This window comes from Pseudomonas sp. CGJS7, assembly GCF_036961695.1.
Map to the genome: position 1 here is coordinate 1 of NZ_JBAMDI010000132.1, position 15801 is coordinate 15801.

The following is a 15801-nucleotide window of genomic DNA, read 5'->3' on the forward strand; positions in this document are numbered from 1 at the left end:
GGATACGCCACCGACTTCATGTTCACGCCCGATACCCCGATCAGCGAGTTCATACCGCTGTCCACGCATGTGGCGCCCACCGTGCTCAAGACCACCGGTGGCGATTACCTGTTGGTGTGGCGCCTGGGCGGCTTGCCGTTCGTGGGGCGTGAGGAGTGGGAACTGGAGCATCGCCACAACACTTTCAACCGGCTGCTGCAGACCCTGCGCGCGCCGGACTTCACCAACGTGGCGTTCTGGGTGCACGACATCCGCCGCCGCCGCCGCATCAGCACCGAGAGCAAGTTCGGCCAGATCTTCAATCAGGATCTGTCCGACGGCTACTTCGCCTCGTTGTCGGCGCAGAAGCTGATGCAGAACGAGCTGTACCTGACGATGATCTACCGGCCGATCGCCGGCAGCAAACGCTTCGTCGAAAAATCCGCCAGCACCGAGCGGCTGCAGAACGAGCAGGATCAGGCCATCGCCAAGATTCTCGAACTCGCCGGCAACGTCGAGGCGGTGATCAAGGATTACGCGCCCAGCCGCTTGAGCATGTACGAAGCCAAGAACGGCGTGGTGTTCTCCGAGGCGCTGGAATTCTTCGGCTATCTGCTCAACCGCCTGGATGAGCCGGTGCCGGTGCTGAGCGCGCCGGTCTACAACTACCTGCCGGTGAGCCGCCTGACGTTCTCGGCCAAGACCGGCGACTTCGTCGTCACCACGCCGACCGGCGCGAATCATTTCGGCGCCATCTTGAATATCAAGGAGTATGCCGAGGGCACCTATCCCGGCATCCTCAACGGTTTGAAGTATCTCGACTTCGAATACGTCGTCACCCATTCCTTCAGCCCGATGGGCCGTCAGGACGCGATCAAGGCGCTCGACCGCACCAAGGGCATGATGGTGTCCTCCGGCGACAAGGCGGTCAGCCAGATCGTCGAACTCGACTACGCGATGGACCAGCTCGCCTCGGGCAACTTCGTCCTCGGCGAGTACCACTTCACCTTCACCATCTACGCCGACAGCCAGGAAAAGCTGGCCGCCCAGGTCGCCTCCGCGCGCGCGGAACTGTCCAACGCCGGCTTCGTTTCGGCCAAGGAAGACATGGCGGTCACCGCCTCGTTCTACGCGCAGTTCCCCGGCAACTGGAAGTACCGCACGCGTCTGGCCAATGTCAGCTCGCTCAACTTCCTCGGCTTGTCGCCGCTGCACAACTTCGCCACCGGCAAGCAGCACAACAACCCCTGGGGCGATTCGGTCACCACGCTGCAGACCACCAACGGCCAGCCGTACTATTTCAATTTCCACGCCACCCATCCGGGCGAAAACTCGCTCGGCGAGAAGGCGATCGCCAACACCATGGTGATCGGCAAGTCCGGTACCGGTAAGACCGCGCTGATCAACTTCCTGCTCAGCCAGGTGCAGAAGCTCAAGCCGACGCCGACCATCTTCTTCTTCGACAAGGATCGCGGCGCCGAGATTTTTGTGCGCGCCTGCGGCGGCAACTACCTGGCGCTGGACAACGGCCAGCCGACCGGCTTCAACCCGTTCCAGTGCGAGAACAACGAAGAGAACGTCCAGTTCCTGTCGGACCTGATCAAGGTGCTGGCCAACAAGAGCCAGTATTCGGCGCGCGAGGATGAGGACATCTTCCGCGCGGTCGAGAACATTCTCGACACGCCGATGCACCTGCGCAGCATGACCAACCTGCAGAAGAGCCTGCCCAACATGGGCGACGACGGCCTGTATGCGCGCCTGCGCAAGTGGACCGCGGGCAATTCGCTGGGCTGGGTGTTCGACAACCCGGTCGACACCATCAACCTCGAAAAAGCCAACATCATCGGCTTCGATTACACCGAGGTTCTGGACAACGCCGAGGTCCGGGTTCCGGTCATCAACTATTTGCTGCACCGTCTGGAGCAATTAATCGACGGACGCCCGCTAATCTATGTCATGGACGAGTTCTGGAAGATTCTCGACGGCGGCGGCGCCCTCAAGGATTTCGCCAAGAACAAGCAGAAGACCATCCGTAAGCAGAACGGCCTGGGCATTTTCGCCACACAGAGCCCGGAAGATGCGCTGGCCAGCGACATCTCCGCCTCGCTGATCGAACAGACCGCCACGCTGATCCTGTTGCCGAACCCGAACGCCAGCCGTGAGGACTACATCGAGGGTCTCAAGCTCACCGATGCCGAGTACGAAGTGATCCGCGGCCTGGACGAGCGTTCGCGCTGCTTCCTGGTCAAGCAGGGCCACGCGGCGACGGTTTGCCAGCTCAACCTGCGCGGCATGGACGACGCCCTGGCGGTGATCTCGGCGTCGACCGACAACATCGAAATCATGCACAACGTTCTGGAAAAGGCCGCCGCCAAGGCGGGCGTAAGCCAGGACGACCTGGTCCCGGAGCAATGGCTGGCCGATTTCTACGCCAACCGCAAGGGCTCGGGTAAGGGGAAAGCGGCCGCGCAAGCGCGGACCGAGAAGGCCTGACCCTGGTTCGCGCCGGGATCCGTTTCAGTCAAGGACATACGCTGTAACGTTCCCCGCCGTTCAGGGGCGGGGAAGCCCAAGGAGAATCGACCGATGCACGTCAAATCTTCCGCCTGGTCAGTGTTGCCCGCGCTGCTGTTCGGCGCGTGCGCGCTGCTGTTGCCGCGGCCCGCGCAAGCGCAGCTGTGCTACCTGGTTTACGGGTATCCGGTCGGCCTGTGCGCCTCCGAGCCTACCCAGTGGGCCAATCAGGGCGTCCTGCTCAAGAACGTGGCGCAGGAGTTCAGCAAGTTCACCGAGATGCAGGCGCAGCTGAAGGCTGAGAAGGACAAGCTTGCGGCGATGAATCTGGGCAGCTTCGGCCTGGACCTCTCCGCCGGCGAGCGCATCAAGATCAGCGAGCTGGAAACACGCCAGCTCAGCTACGGCATCGAGATCTGCCAGAAGGGCAAGACCAGCGTCGCCGAAGAACAGCTCAAGCTGTGCAAGAAGGGCGTGGAAATCACCAATCGCCGCTTCAATGCGATGGTGCAGATGTTCAAGGACATCGAGGCGCGCGACAAGGATATCGCCAAGCTTCAGGAAAACAGAAAGAGCATCCCGGCCAGCGACCTGGGCCGTTTGCTTAAAAACGACGCCAGCGTCGCTGCGCTCCGCGCGCAGATGCAGTTGGACATGCAAAACAACGTTGCACTGTTGAAGGCCTACAAGTCGATGTCGGAATCCATCGACGGTCAAATGACCCTGCTTGCCAACGTAGCGTTGACCAACAAGAAGACCGGCAAGGACGCGATTGGGTCGGCCGTGCAAGGCATAGCTTTGTCCGCGGGTTTGAAAGCAGCCAAGGCACGCGATCTTTAAACCTCACCGACTATCCCGATCGTCTTCAAACTTTCAAGGATCAAGACCATGAATCAGGAATCTTCGAACCGCTTCGCCACCACCGGCCTGAGCCTCGCCTTGTCCCTGGCGCTCGGTGTCGCCGCGCTGACTCCCGCGCCGGCGCATGCTTATCTGGCATCGGAAATCACCCAGATCGCCAACAAGATCCAGCTCGGCATCCAGAAGGCCAAGCTGGTTCAGCAGCTCAAGGAGCTGCAGCAGCAGGTGAAGACGCTGACCGACACCTACAACTCGTTGAACGTCGGCAACTTCAACCTCAACGTCGCCGCGGGTCTGCGCGAGCAGAAAATCGAGGAACTGCAAAAGCGCGGCGTCAATCAGGACATGGACGTGCTGTGCCAGATGGGCAAGACCAAGGTCGCCAGCGAGCAGTACAAGATCTGCCAGCGCATCGTCCAGGTTCGCAACCTGCGCTTCAACGTCATGGTCGACATGCTTAAAGAAATCGAGAAGGCCGACAAGGACGTGGAGAAGGCGGTCAGCAACAGCGGCGGCATCGGTGCCTCCGACGGCAACGGTCAGGTGCTCAAGAACACCAACCAGGTCGCCACCTTGCAGGCCAAGATGAGCGCCGATTTCGAGTATCGCAAGTACATGCTCGATGCTTACACCGCGGTGCTGGAGGCCTTGAACGACGACATGATCGCTCAGGCCGAGAAGGCGCTGAAGAACAAGAAAGACAAGGGCGACATCCTGGGCAACATCGCTTCGACCGTTGTCCAGGGCGGCGCCTTGAAGCTGGGACTGGAAGCCGCCAAGCAACGCGATCTTTGATCCGCGCCGTCGCGCGCGGGGCGCGCGGCAGGCAGCTGTTCGACGGCAAATAGAAGATACATAGCGGCCGGGTAGGCCCGGACCGACGGAGACGGAAGACGTATGGACAGTCACATGGTGTCGTTGGGGGCCGGTTCCTTGTTGGACTGGATGGACATGCGGGTCGGCGACCTGCCCGCCATGGCGTTCTTCGCCTTGATCAAGGATCACTTGGATAGCGTCATCACGACGTTCCAAGGCCGATTGCTCGATCGAGTCGGCAAGATCATCGGCGCGATCGCAGCGACGGTAGTGACCCTGTGGATCGTGGTGCAGGGCTTCCGCATCGCCACCGGCCAGTCGCGCGAGCCGATGATGGGATTGGTGGTCAACTCGCTGAAATCGGTGCTGATCGTCGGCATCGCGCTGTCGGCTGCGGTCACCGCGGACAAGAGCTACGAGAAGCTGACCGACGGCTTGTCCAGCGTCGTGCGCCAGGTCATGACCGGCCGTAAGGACGAAGGTCCCTACGAAGACATGGACAAGATTCTCGGCGTGTTGCAGGTCGGCCTGGAGACCGTGGATTCGGTCGACGTCGGCGACAGCCTGATGACCAACGACACCAAGCAGAAGTCGATGGACATGATCGGCGTGGGCCTGGGCGCCCCGGTGATCATGGCCATGATCGCGATGATGTTGAACAAGATCGCTATGGCTCTGTTCATAGGAACAGGTCCATTCTTCATCATGTGTCTGCTATTCGATCAAACCAAGGCCTTGTTCCAAAAATGGTTGTTCTTCGGCATAGCCACCATGATGACGATGGCGGTGCTGATAACCATGACGACCATCGCGATCGACATGACTTTGGCGGTAGGCGGTGCGTTCTGGGTCACTAATAAACTGGGACTGGGTTCGGAAAGCTTGATGAGCATGGCCCTGCAGCAGGGCGGCCTGGGTATGATCCTGTCGGCATTGATCATCACCGCGCCGCCGATGGCTGGCATGTTCTTCAACGGCGTGATGGGTTCGTACTACGGCACCAATAACTTCCCGGGTCAGTCCGCGGGTGGTGGCGGTGGTGGTGGCGCTAATGCGCCGACCAATACTTATCGCCCGGGTTCTGCGGGATATGTGCCGCCACCCGTTAATACCTCTAGGCCTACCGGCGATGTGTCAAGGCACGAGGGGCCCAGCAGGTAGACATAACGCGATGCTTAATTTAGAGGGCGCTACTATGAAGAGCTTGTTTTCCTTAAGCATTGCCTTTTCTTTGTTTGTTCTGGTTTTCTTTCCAGGAAGTGCCAAAGCGGACGCTTGCCCGCAAGGCATGATTACTAATCCCACGGGCGCAGGCGGCCAGCCGCAATGCGTACCGGGAGTTAATCATCAGGATTGGGGCAGTAAAGGTTCAGTGGAACCGTCGGACGTTTATGCGACCAGGTGGGGCGCGTTCACATCGGATTCCGTGACTGGAAAGGTTGGCGTGGCCACGGGGATTGCTGGTAAGCGTAAGGCGGAGAAGGAAGCCGTTCGGGACTGTCGGACTCGCGGTGGTTCTAAATGCGAAGTGCTGCTGACGTTTTACAACCAGTGCGCAGCGATTGCTTCCGGCGCCAACATGAGTGGAGGGGGCAGCGCGATATCGGCGGCAGGTGCACCCACTCGCGAAGAGGCTGCGAAAATCGCCATCAGTCGATGTGGCGGCCGCGCGACTAATTGCGAGATCTTTCTGACTGAATGTAGTTATCCCGCTCCTACGCAGTAAAAAACGACTGTGGTTCTTTGAGTTCGGCGCCTTTCTAGGCGCCGAACTCATTTGTGCCGCTTGCATGTGGATTCATAGTGCCTAGCGTTGTAGCTGTTGTAGCTATAGATCGTCGGGAGTGTTGGGTTGGACGCCAAAGCAGTTTTCTTCAATCCGTAGACGTTGACTGATCGATGCGGAGGGCGTCCTTTCGCTTGTAGCTTCCTCTAAGAAAACGGAGATGGCCGACATGAATGTTGAAAAATTTCTTCTCGCCTGCGCGATGATCGCGCTGCTTGCGCTGTCATTGATCCACTCCCCTGACGTGGCCGCGGAACAAGGCTGCCCGGAGGGTTTCATGCCGAACCCGGTTGGAGCCCCCGGCCAGCCCCAATGCATTCAGGGGCGGATGCAAATCTGGGGCGGAGATTCAGGGCAGGACGGCGGAATCAGGGGTTACAACAACAGTTGGGGCGCGATCGCCTACGACGCGTCAATGGCGAAGGTCGGGATCGCCGAAAACGAGAAGAACCGCCGTCGCGCGATCAAGGCCGCGATCGCGCACTGTAAATCGAAGGGCGCCACGGACTGCAAGGAAGTCATGAACTACGCCAATGGGTGCGCGGCGGTCGTGTGGGGAGAGCACCCGGGCAGCGGCGGCGGCATCGATCTGCATGCATTGAGCGGCGAAACCCTTTCCGAAGCGGTGGATGCGAGCATGCGCCAGTGCGCTTCTCTTTCCGTCCAAGGCACATGCAAGGTGTTCTATTCCGGCTGCAGCAGCCCGATCCCCTATTAATGCAGCGCAGCGTATCGGCGTTAGGATGTGGCGGATATCGGCCCAGCGCGCCATCATGAGCGGGTCCGCCGGCAAGGCGTGAAGGACGTAAGCGGGATTCCAATGGAGCTGGACCAGGTCTGGCGCCGCCTATCTTTGAGGTGCTGCGATGAGAAGCGCGTTGTGTCTGCGGGTGGTGTTTTCCCTGCTGGTGTTGTTGCCCTTGTCCGGGCAGGTGGTGGCGTGCCCCGCGGGCATGATCGCCAATCCGATCGGGGCGGGCGGTCAGGCCGAGTGCGTGCCGGGCACGAATCATCAGAATTGGGGCAGCAGCGGGTCGAGTACGGTTTCGTACTACGACGGCTACGGCGCTTTCACTTTCGATGCCGAGAACGTCAAGGTCGGGGTCAGCGATCCGAAGACGTCTTTCGGCAGCAAGGGCCAGGCCAAGCGCTCGGCGATGAAGAGTTGCAAGGACAACGGCGGCAAGAAGTGCAAGGTCATCGATACGTTCATGAACGAATGCGCGGTGACTTTGCTCGGTGCGACCGATAGCAGCGCCGGCACGCTCGCCATCTACGTGGGCAAGGGCAAGGAAGTGGACGATGCCAAGAAAGACGCCGAGGCGCAGTGCAAGGCCTCGGGCTCGCCGGTTTGCCAGCCCGCGTACGCCGATTGCGTGAGCCCCTGGAGCGGTTGATCGTCCGCCGTACAAGCCGCATCGGCGTCGAGCCCGCGGTGGCGAGCGCATTCGACCCATTCTTCTCGAGAGAAGTCATGAATTTCAATCGATCTCTGTCGCTGGCTCTGCTCTGTGTTGTCGCCGTCGGTTGCGGCGGCCGGACGCCAGCGACTGCGGCTGATCCGCAAGCCGGCGCGCAAGCCCAGCCGCCGTCGGCGCAAACGCCGGCGAATGCCGCCACGACAGAATCCAAAGCGCAAGGAGCGCAATCCGCCATGCCTATCAGCGTCAACGCCAAACTGGGAGCCGATGGCTCGCTCAAACTCGACGCCGGCGATATCTCGCTGGCGCTGACCGCGCGCGATTGCAAGGAGCAGACGGCTTCGTTGACGTTGTGCAATCAGCAGGTCGTGTTGACGGTGAGCAAGGCCGACGGTTCGCTCAATCAGAAGCTCGATCCGGCCGCGGTGTTCGTCAAGAGCGACGCGACGCTGTATCGCGGTCCGCTGGATAAGTCCTACAAGCAAGGCGGGCACAGTTTCGTGCTGACCGATCTCAACAACGACGGTCACGACGATCTGATGGTTTGGGCCGGTCTGGAAGGCGCGTACGGCGGGCCTTCTTTCGACGTGTATCTGTTCGATTCGGCCAAGCGCGAGTTCGTCTTCGATCAGGACTTTTCCGATCTGACGATCGGCGCCAACGGCTTGTTCTCGGTCGAGGCGGGCAAGATCAAGGTGGCGTCGTCCGACGGCTGCTGCTTGCACGTGTTCGATACGTACGCGGTGGAATCCAACAAGCCGGTCTTGGTCGAGCGGGTCACCGAAGACACCACCGCGGGCGAAGACAAAGCGGTCACCAAGACCGAAAAACGCATCGATGGCGAAATGAAGGAGGTGAAGGCTTCGCCCTGAGGCGGCGGGCTTTAGGTTTCATCCAAGGAAGTACATGCAATGCCTCGCATCGCGCATCCGCGCGCGCGGGGCTACAACAAATTCTAACGACATGCACGTACACAGGAGTTCACGATGAGTAATGGACATGGCCGCAGCACGGAAGGATTCGGCATCGACCGAAATTCCTCCGTCAATCTGATCGTCAAGACCGCGTTGGAAAACGGGGTCACCGATCCGAAGCAAATCGCTTACATGCTGGCGACGGCCCAGCACGAAACCCGGAATTTCAACGCGCCCGAGGAAGATTTCGGCCGCAGTCAGGCGCGCAAGCTCGGTTACAGCGGTGGCGAGAACTACTACGGCCGCGGCTATGTGCACCTGACCCACGATTACAACTACGAGAAATTCGACAAGGCGCTCGGCTTGAACGGCGCGTTGGTGAAGAATCCCGACCTGGCCAAGGATCCGGAACTGGCCGCCAAGATCCTGGTGATCGGCATGCGCGACGGCATGTTCACCGGCAAGCGCCTGGATCGTTACATCGACGCGGATTCGCACGACGACTACAACGCCCGTCGCGTGGTCAACGGCATCAGTCCGTCCAAGCCCTGGTCGGTCAAGGCCGCCAAGGACTGCGAGGATTACGCCGCGGAATGGGAAAAGAAGGTTCCCGCGCTGATCGAAGGCGTGAAGAAGAACGGCGTGACCTTGCAGCCGGAAGCCGAACGTCCGCGTCACGGTACGACCCCGGCGCCGGCGTCGCGCGATGCCATGGCCGACGGCGTGCTGAAGCTCGAAGAGCGCGGTCCGGCGGTGCGCGAGTTGCAGCAGACGCTCAATCGCCTGGGCTATCGCGATGCGGAAGGCAAGCCGTTGCAGGTCGATGGGCATTTCGGCGGCAACACCAAGCACGCGGTGGAAGCGTTCCAGCGCGCCAATCATCTCGATCCGGACGGCAAGGCCGGCCCGAAGACCCTGGAGGCGCTGAAGCACGCGCCGGCGGTGTCGCGCGATGCGATGGCCGATGGGGTGCTGAAGATCGATGAGCGCGGTCCGGCGGTGCGCGAGCTGCAGCAGACGCTCAATCGCCTGGGATACCGCGATGCCGAAGGCAAGCCGTTGCAGGTCGACGGGCATTTCGGTGGCAACACCAAGCATGCGGTGGAGGCGTTCCAGCGCGCCAATCATCTGGATCAGGACGGCAAGGCCGGCCCGAAGACGCTGGAGGCGTTGAAGCACGCTCAGCCGGCGCATCAGCAGGGCGAGCGCCCGCAGGGGCCGTTGCTGTCGGATTCGAACCATCCCAATCACGCTTTGTACAAGCAGGCGTTGGATGGTCTGGAGAAGCTTGGTCCGCAAGCGGGCTATGCGAACCCGGCCGATCGTCAGCGCGCGGCGGCGAGCATGGCCTATGAGGCGCGCGTCGGCGGCATGACCGAGATCAATCGGGTGGTCGTCAACGCCAGCGGCACCGGCGTGTTCGCGGTGCAGGGCGATCCGACCAATCCGGCCAGTCAGCGGGTGATGATGGACAAGGCGCAGGCGGCCGCGGTTTCGGTGGAGCAGAGCACCGAGCAGCTCAAGCAGGACGTGCCCGCGGCGAAGGCGGCACCGACGCCGGAGCGCGAGCAGGTTAAGCCGCAGATGGCGTGATGGCGGCGTAAGAAAGCATGCGGCCCGTGCCGGTGGTGCGGGCCGCATTGTTTGTGGGGGCGATCAGCTATCAGGCGGTTCTGTGCGGGGCGGCAAGAGCAGAATCAAAATGGATTCCGGCTTTCGCCGGAATGACGGTTGTGGGGGCGTTCGCGAATCGCGATGGCGCGGTTGCGCGAAGGTCGATGAGTGAGTCGTGCGATTGACCAGGGATGCATCGCGCGGTTTTGTCGGGGGATTCCACGCGCCTGCGCTAGCTGCCGGCGTAGTGCAGGGCAGGGGATCGCACGACAGCACCGCGCGCAACGTCGCTGTGCTCGCATGATCCGGCCGTTCGATGCGTCGCCCGATCCGTCCGCCCGATCCGCTATCGACCGGCCTGGCCGCGCCTTCGCACGCCTCCACCCACCGCAACGCTGTGCTAAAACAACCCGCATCTCATCGGCCGAACACGGCGAGGTCCGTATGAAGTACTCACCGCATTGCGTACTGATGCTTGCCATCGCCTTGGTGGTAGGCTGTAAGCCCGCTGCGGATCGGGCGTCGGTACAGGCGCCGGCGGCCACTTCGACGGCCGCGACGCCGGCTCCGGCCGCCCCTGCAGCGCAAGCTCAGCAAGGAAAGCAGGAAATGGGTTCGCTGCAAGGTCTGCTGGATTTACTCGGCGCCAAAGACGGCGCGGTCTGGTCGGCCTTCGACCACGCGGCCGGCGTGCAGTGGCGCGACCCGGCGCCGCAAGACAATCCCGATTCCAACGCCCCTGAAAACGCGCGCTTCCGCGGCGGCACCCTGCTGCTGAGCGGCTTCGGCATGGTCGAAGTGCCCGACGGCAAGGCCGGGGCCGAGGCGGGCACCCGCCAGGCCAACGAGGGCGAGGTCGGGGTGACCCTCAATGGCGACGCCGAGCGGGTCCGTTCCATTTCGCTGGTCAAGTTCTACGCCAGCGACGATTACCAGGGCATTTTGCAGAACCAGCTGGGGCCGCAGGCCCAGCTGAAGCCGATCGCGGGCCAGTGCGAGCTCGACTACGGCACCACCGCCGAGAACACCCAGGCCAACCAATTTTTCCAGTTGGTCTTGACAGGCACGAAAATCGTGTATGCTGAAGTCTACGTGGACGACGGCGGCAACCAAGGCCCCGGCACCACCACCTTCGATTTCACCCCCGACAAACCGGCGCAGAAGATCGCGTCGATGCGTTGCAAGGAGTCCTAAGACCCCGAGCTGGTGCGACACGCGGTCTCTCGCAGACCCTCACAATTCGATTCGATCTATCCATATAGGAACAGCGTCATGGCTGATAGACGAGAAAAGGCAGTGGCCACTGCCCATGAGTACCACCAGGGTACTATCGCGAGCTTGGATGCTGCGATGACCCGACGTTTAGTTGCTTCTACGGTTCTGACCGAGAGCAACGGCGGTGATTTGGCAATCACCAACAAACAAGGCTATGTCGGTCGCTACCAGGCGGGAGCCGGTTGGCTGGCCGATGCCGGCTATGTCGACAAGCACAAGCTCGACGCTGCGATGAAACACGACGGCTTCGACCCCGAGAAAGTGCGCGGGGCGGAGTGGAAGTGGGCGAGCAGCGGCGGCATGACCCGCTTTCTCGAAGACAAGTCGAACTGGAACCAAGGCCTGAGCCTGGACCAGTACAAGGCCTCTGCCGAGCTGCAGGACAAGGCCTTCAAGACCAATTGCGACAAGGCCTATGCGCAGGCGCTGAAAGACGGCGTGCTCAACGAGGACAGCAAGGCCGAGACCGTGGCCGGCTTCCTCAAGGCGCGCCATATCGCCGGCTACGGCGGCGCCAAGGCCGCGGTCACCGGCGGCCGAGTCTCGCGCGATGCCAACGGCACCAGCAATTACGACTACCTGCACGACATCACCCGCGATCGCGACGGCCTGAATCGATACCTGGCGCGCGATCCGAAGACGGCCGAGCGCAGCGAAGATCCGCGCAACCCGCAAGCGCCCGCGCACAACGCCGACGGCACGCTCAAGCACGGCGCGCGCGGCGAAGACGTGCGCGAACTGCAAGCGGCGCTGGCCAAATTCGGCTATCGCGACGCGCAGGGCCAGGCGCTGCGCGCCGATGGCGACTACGGCGCCCGCACCCGCGAAGCGGTGCAAGCGTTCCAACGCGCGCACGGGCTCTCCGACGACGGCATCGCCGGTCCGAAGACGCTCGACGCGCTCAAGCAAGCGGCGCAGACGCCGCTGCTGTCCGATCCCAATCACCCCGATCACGCGATGTACAAGGGCGCGCTGCAAGGCCTGGAAAAACTGGGTCCGCAGGCGTTCAACCATCGCGACGACCTCGAACGCGCAGCGGCGACGCTGACGTACGAGGCCAAGGTCAGCGGGCTGAGCGATATCCAGCATGTCGTCCCCACCGCCAACGGCACCGGCCTGTTCGCGGTGCAGGGCGGCTTGGACGATCCTGGGCATAGGCGCGTGCACGTCGCTACCGATCAGGCGATCAAACAGCCGATCGAGCAGTCGACCCTGCAGATACGTCAGGACACGCTGCCGCAGAACGAAACCCAGAGCCAGGAAGCACGGGCGAGGACGCAGTCGGTCTGAGTTCGGCGTGTCCGGTGTCCTCGACGGAACCGGAGATCGCTGAGTTCGGCCCGACGTCCACGCCGGCCTGCGCTGCGCGTTCGTTTCCGCCCATCGCCGCCGCGCATCCGCAGCCACCGTCTCCCGGTTCGCGTTTCATCGCCGCCTTTTTGTTTTCGCGAAATGTTGATCAACCAAGGAACCCCCATGAAATCCAGGAATCTGCTCGGTATCGCGTTGCTGACCGCTCTGATGGGCTGCAAGGCCGGCGAAGCGCCCAGCGTGCCCGCCGCCGATCCGGCCGCGACTCCGGCGCCTGCGGCATCGACCGATGCCGCACCCGCCGCGACTCCCGCGCCGACGGCCGCCGCGCCGGCCGCGCCTGTGGCCGAAGCCGGCGACGGCCGTTCGCTGTGCGCGGCCAACGAGGACATCGTGATGTCCTGCACCATCGGCGCCAACAAGAAGATGGCCTCGCTGTGCGCGTCCAAGGGCGTCAGCGATCAAGCCGGTTACGTGTATTTCGCCCAAGGCGAAAACGGCAAGGCCGATTACGTGTTCCCGGCGGACAAGTCGGCCGCGGCCGGCCGCTTCAAGCGCAGCCACCTGGGTTTCGGCGGCAGCACCGGCGGCTTCGCGTACTCCTTCGAGGACGCCGGCCGCAAGCACGTCTTCTATTCGATCTCCGGCGAGCAAGGTCTGGAAGATCAAGGCGTGATCGTCGCGCCGGTCGCCGCCGCGGCGACCAAGGCCGATTCGGCGGTGGCTTGCGAAAAGGGCAGCGTGATCGAGGACGAAGGCGATGCCTTGTTCAAGTACACGATGAGCTGGCCCAAGGACGAAGCCATCGAAAAACACGGACTGCCGGCGAAGAACTGAGCGCCGCCGTCCCCATCCCCTGATTCGTTGCGAACCGGATCGGCAACGGCCGATCCGATCAATCTAAGGAAAGATTTATGTCTACTCCGAACAACCGCGATTTCCTGTTGTTGAAGGCCTACGAGGCCGGCATCCGCGAACCCAAAGAACTGGCCGTGTTCATGGGCCAGATGCAGGTCGAGTGCGGCGGCTTCAACAGCATGAACGAGAATCTGAACTACAGCGCCGCCGGTCTGATGAAGACCTTCAACGGCCGCAACGGCATGGACACTGAGGCCGAGGCCGCGGCGATCGCGCGCGGCGGTCCGGAGAGCGTGGCCAACGCCATCTACGGCGGCCGCTGGGGCGCGCGCAACCTCGGCAACACCGAGGAAGGCGATGGCTTCACCTTCCACGGTCGCGGTTATGTGCAGCTGACCGGCCGTTCCAACTACGCCGCCGCGGCCAAGGATCTGGGCATCGATCTGGTCAAGCATCCCGAACTGGCCGCCGACCGCGAAACCGCGGCCAAGATCGCGGTGCACTACTGGCAGGGCCGAGTGGTGCCGAACGGTCACCAGACCGATGTCGACAAGGCCACCCGCGACATCAACGGCGGCCAGAACCACTTGCCCGAGCGCCGCGCCGCGGCCGCGCAGTGGGAAAAGGCGCTGACCCCGGAAGTGATGCAGGCGCTGTCGCGCGGCGAAGTGAAGTTGCCGGCGATGGGCGGCCGCGATCCGATGGCCGACGGCGTGCTTAAGCTCAATGAGCGCGGCGATGCGGTGCGCGAAATGCAGGAATCGCTGAAGGCGTTGGGTTATCGCGACGCGTCCGGCAAGGAGCTCAATCCCGACGGCCATTTCGGCCGCAAGAGCCAGGAAGCGTTGAAGGAATTCCAGCGCGCCCAGGGCATCGACGACGACGGCGTCGCCGGTCCGTCGACCTTGCAGAAGCTCAAGGCCGCGGTGCAGGAACATTCGCAGGCGCCGGCCGATCGGCAGCAGGGACAGCGTTCGGGCGTGCCGTCGCTGGCCGATCCGAACAATCGCGATCACGCCATGTACCAGCAAGCCTTGAACGGCCTGGAGAAGCTCGGTCCCAACGGCGGCTTCCAGAATCGCGATCAGATGGAGCGCGCGGCGGCGACGTTGACCTACGAAGCGCGCGTGAGCGGCATGACCGAGATCACCCATGTGGTGAAAAACAACGATCGCAGCGGTTATTTCGCGGTGCAGGGCGGTTTGCAGGACCCGAGCCACCAGCGCGTGCTCGCCAACGCCGATCAGGCGATCAGCCAGTCGGTCGAGCAGACCAGCAAGCAGTTGCAGCAGGACGCGCCGGCCAAGGCGCCCGCGCAGCAAGAGCAGGAACCGCGCCAGCAGTCGCAGCGCGCGGTCGCCTGATCCACGCCGCCCGCCCTGGCCGGAGGCCGGGGCGGGTCGCGCGTTCGCCGGGAGCCGGCGTGCGCGCATCCGCGGGCTCGCTTCGCCGCGGCGCCGCACGGTTCCAACGCAATCCAACGAGATGCCCGCCATGCCGAACACAGCCAAGGTCCACTGCACGAAGACGGCGTTGTTGCTGCTGTCGCTGGCGGTCCTGGCCGCGTGCAAGCCGGCGGCTCCCGAGACCTCCGGATCCAATCCCTCCGCGACGGCCAGCGCCGCCGCGCCCAAGCAGGAAGCACACAGCATGGACAAGCAACAGACCGCGCCCGCCATCGCACCGCCTTCGCCCGGCGAAGTGATCGCGGCGATCTACGACGAACGCGGCGACAGTTCCGACTCTTATGAAGTCGCCAACGGCGCGGTCGCCACGTTCTGGTACGGCCACCAGTTCGATTTCGGCGGCAAGCGCTACTACACCGGTTTCGCTTACAGCACCGCGGAAAAGTACGGCAAGGACAAGCAAGAGGACTTCGCCGCGCCCGACGAGCAAGTGACCTTGTCGCAGGCGACGTTCGAACGCGGCAGCGACGCCGCGCATCCGTGGGTGTTCTTCGGCGCGCAGCCGGCGCTAGGCGAGTTCGGCGGTTACGAGCGCGGCCCGGACGCGGACACGGCGCGCAAGGCCAAGACCTTCGCCACGGCGGCCGGCGGGGAAATTCTCGCGGTGCCGGCCTCGGAGAGCGTCAACGAGGGCATCAGCGCGTACTACTACGAAATCTTCGAGCGCGCGCCGAACCAGGACGATCCCAACCGCCTGGGCCCGTGGCGCTATCTGTCCAGCGTCGACGCCGGCGGCGACAACGCCGCGGGCTGCGCCAGCGATCCGGCCGACGCCAAGCTGTTGCCGCCGTGCGTGAAGAGCGTCGGCGAGATCGCGTTCGAAGCGGTCGCCGGGCAAGACCTGCCGCGGATTTCGGTGGCGCTGTCGGGCACCCGCATCGACGGCCCGGGCAAGACCGTCGCGCTCGATCCGAATCAGCCGCTGCACTACGTATTCGATGCCAAGGACCAGGCCTATCGCCCGGTCGCGACGAACTGAACCGGCT

At 62.9% G+C, this 15801-nt stretch carries 14 protein-coding genes; all 14 read left to right on the forward strand.

What is annotated here, in order from left to right:
* The coding region (locus V7787_RS43700) for a VirB4 family type IV secretion/conjugal transfer ATPase (protein WP_336093886.1) at positions 1 to 2472 on the forward strand (2472 nt) is incomplete at its 5' end.
* Between the two features lie 93 nt (positions 2473 to 2565).
* Complete coding sequence (locus V7787_RS43705) at positions 2566 to 3333, forward strand: hypothetical protein (protein ID WP_336093887.1); 768 nt, start codon at positions 2566 to 2568, stop codon at positions 3331 to 3333.
* Positions 3334 to 3381: 48 nt separating this feature from the next.
* Positions 3382 to 4149 (forward strand): hypothetical protein, encoded by a 768-nt coding sequence (locus tag V7787_RS43710; RefSeq protein WP_336093888.1) that lies wholly within the window; start codon positions 3382 to 3384, stop codon positions 4147 to 4149.
* Positions 4150 to 4299: 150 nt separating this feature from the next.
* Positions 4300 to 5331, forward strand: coding sequence for a type IV secretion system protein (locus V7787_RS43715; protein ID WP_336093929.1), 1032 nt, complete (start codon positions 4300 to 4302; stop codon positions 5329 to 5331).
* 127 nt (positions 5332 to 5458) lie between these two features.
* The gene (locus V7787_RS53225) at positions 5459 to 5896 is read left to right on the forward strand and encodes a DUF4189 domain-containing protein (protein WP_442965360.1); all 438 of its coding nucleotides are present in this window, start codon (positions 5459 to 5461) and stop codon (positions 5894 to 5896) included.
* A 220-nt stretch (positions 5897 to 6116) separates the two neighbouring features.
* On the forward strand, positions 6117 to 6674 hold the full coding sequence (locus V7787_RS43720) for a DUF4189 domain-containing protein (RefSeq protein ID WP_336093890.1): 558 nt from the start codon (positions 6117 to 6119) through the stop codon (positions 6672 to 6674).
* A 148-nt stretch (positions 6675 to 6822) separates the two neighbouring features.
* Positions 6823 to 7353, forward strand: a complete 531-nt coding sequence (locus tag V7787_RS43725; RefSeq protein WP_336093892.1) for a DUF4189 domain-containing protein — start codon at positions 6823 to 6825, stop codon at positions 7351 to 7353.
* 257 nt (positions 7354 to 7610) lie between these two features.
* Entirely contained in the window at positions 7611 to 8249 is a 639-nt protein-coding gene (locus V7787_RS43730) for an XAC2610-related protein (protein WP_336093893.1), read from the forward strand.
* A 114-nt stretch (positions 8250 to 8363) separates the two neighbouring features.
* Positions 8364 to 9884 (forward strand): peptidoglycan-binding protein, encoded by a 1521-nt coding sequence (locus V7787_RS43735; protein WP_336093894.1) that lies wholly within the window; start codon positions 8364 to 8366, stop codon positions 9882 to 9884.
* A gap of 321 nt (positions 9885 to 10205) precedes the next feature.
* Entirely contained in the window at positions 10206 to 11099 is an 894-nt protein-coding gene (locus V7787_RS43740) for a hypothetical protein (RefSeq protein ID WP_336093895.1), read from the forward strand.
* Positions 11100 to 11255: 156 nt separating this feature from the next.
* Complete coding sequence (locus tag V7787_RS43745; RefSeq protein WP_336093897.1) at positions 11256 to 12470, forward strand: peptidoglycan-binding domain-containing protein; 1215 nt, start codon at positions 11256 to 11258, stop codon at positions 12468 to 12470.
* Between the two features lie 186 nt (positions 12471 to 12656).
* Complete coding sequence (locus tag V7787_RS43750; protein ID WP_336093899.1) at positions 12657 to 13328, forward strand: hypothetical protein; 672 nt, start codon at positions 12657 to 12659, stop codon at positions 13326 to 13328.
* 77 nt (positions 13329 to 13405) lie between these two features.
* On the forward strand, positions 13406 to 14713 hold the full coding sequence (locus V7787_RS43755) for an XVIPCD domain-containing protein (RefSeq protein ID WP_336093901.1): 1308 nt from the start codon (positions 13406 to 13408) through the stop codon (positions 14711 to 14713).
* Positions 14714 to 14843: 130 nt separating this feature from the next.
* A complete protein-coding gene (locus tag V7787_RS43760) occupies positions 14844 to 15794 on the forward strand; it encodes a hypothetical protein (protein WP_336093903.1) in 951 nt (316 codons plus the stop codon).
* Positions 15795 to 15801 lie beyond the last annotated feature (7 nt).

Excerpts from the sequence above, each read along its gene's own strand:
- V7787_RS43705 (WP_336093887.1), top strand. The coding sequence starts at position 2,566 with ATGCACGTCAAATCTTCCGCCTGGTCAGTGTTGCCCGCGCTGCTGTTC.
- V7787_RS43710 (WP_336093888.1), top strand. The coding sequence starts at position 3,382 with ATGAATCAGGAATCTTCGAACCGCTTCGCCACCACCGGCCTGAGCCTC.
- V7787_RS43715 (WP_336093929.1), top strand. The coding sequence starts at position 4,300 with ATGGACATGCGGGTCGGCGACCTGCCCGCCATGGCGTTCTTCGCCTTG.
- V7787_RS53225 (WP_442965360.1), top strand. The coding sequence starts at position 5,459 with ATGATTACTAATCCCACGGGCGCAGGCGGCCAGCCGCAATGCGTACCG.
- V7787_RS43720 (WP_336093890.1), top strand. The coding sequence starts at position 6,117 with ATGGCCGACATGAATGTTGAAAAATTTCTTCTCGCCTGCGCGATGATC.
- V7787_RS43725 (WP_336093892.1), top strand. The coding sequence starts at position 6,823 with ATGAGAAGCGCGTTGTGTCTGCGGGTGGTGTTTTCCCTGCTGGTGTTG.
- V7787_RS43730 (WP_336093893.1), top strand. The coding sequence starts at position 7,611 with ATGCCTATCAGCGTCAACGCCAAACTGGGAGCCGATGGCTCGCTCAAA.
- V7787_RS43735 (WP_336093894.1), top strand. The coding sequence starts at position 8,364 with ATGAGTAATGGACATGGCCGCAGCACGGAAGGATTCGGCATCGACCGA.
- V7787_RS43740 (WP_336093895.1), top strand. The coding sequence starts at position 10,206 with ATGATCCGGCCGTTCGATGCGTCGCCCGATCCGTCCGCCCGATCCGCT.
- V7787_RS43745 (WP_336093897.1), top strand. The coding sequence starts at position 11,256 with ATGACCCGACGTTTAGTTGCTTCTACGGTTCTGACCGAGAGCAACGGC.
- V7787_RS43750 (WP_336093899.1), top strand. The coding sequence starts at position 12,657 with ATGAAATCCAGGAATCTGCTCGGTATCGCGTTGCTGACCGCTCTGATG.
- V7787_RS43755 (WP_336093901.1), top strand. The coding sequence starts at position 13,406 with ATGTCTACTCCGAACAACCGCGATTTCCTGTTGTTGAAGGCCTACGAG.
- V7787_RS43760 (WP_336093903.1), top strand. The coding sequence starts at position 14,844 with ATGCCGAACACAGCCAAGGTCCACTGCACGAAGACGGCGTTGTTGCTG.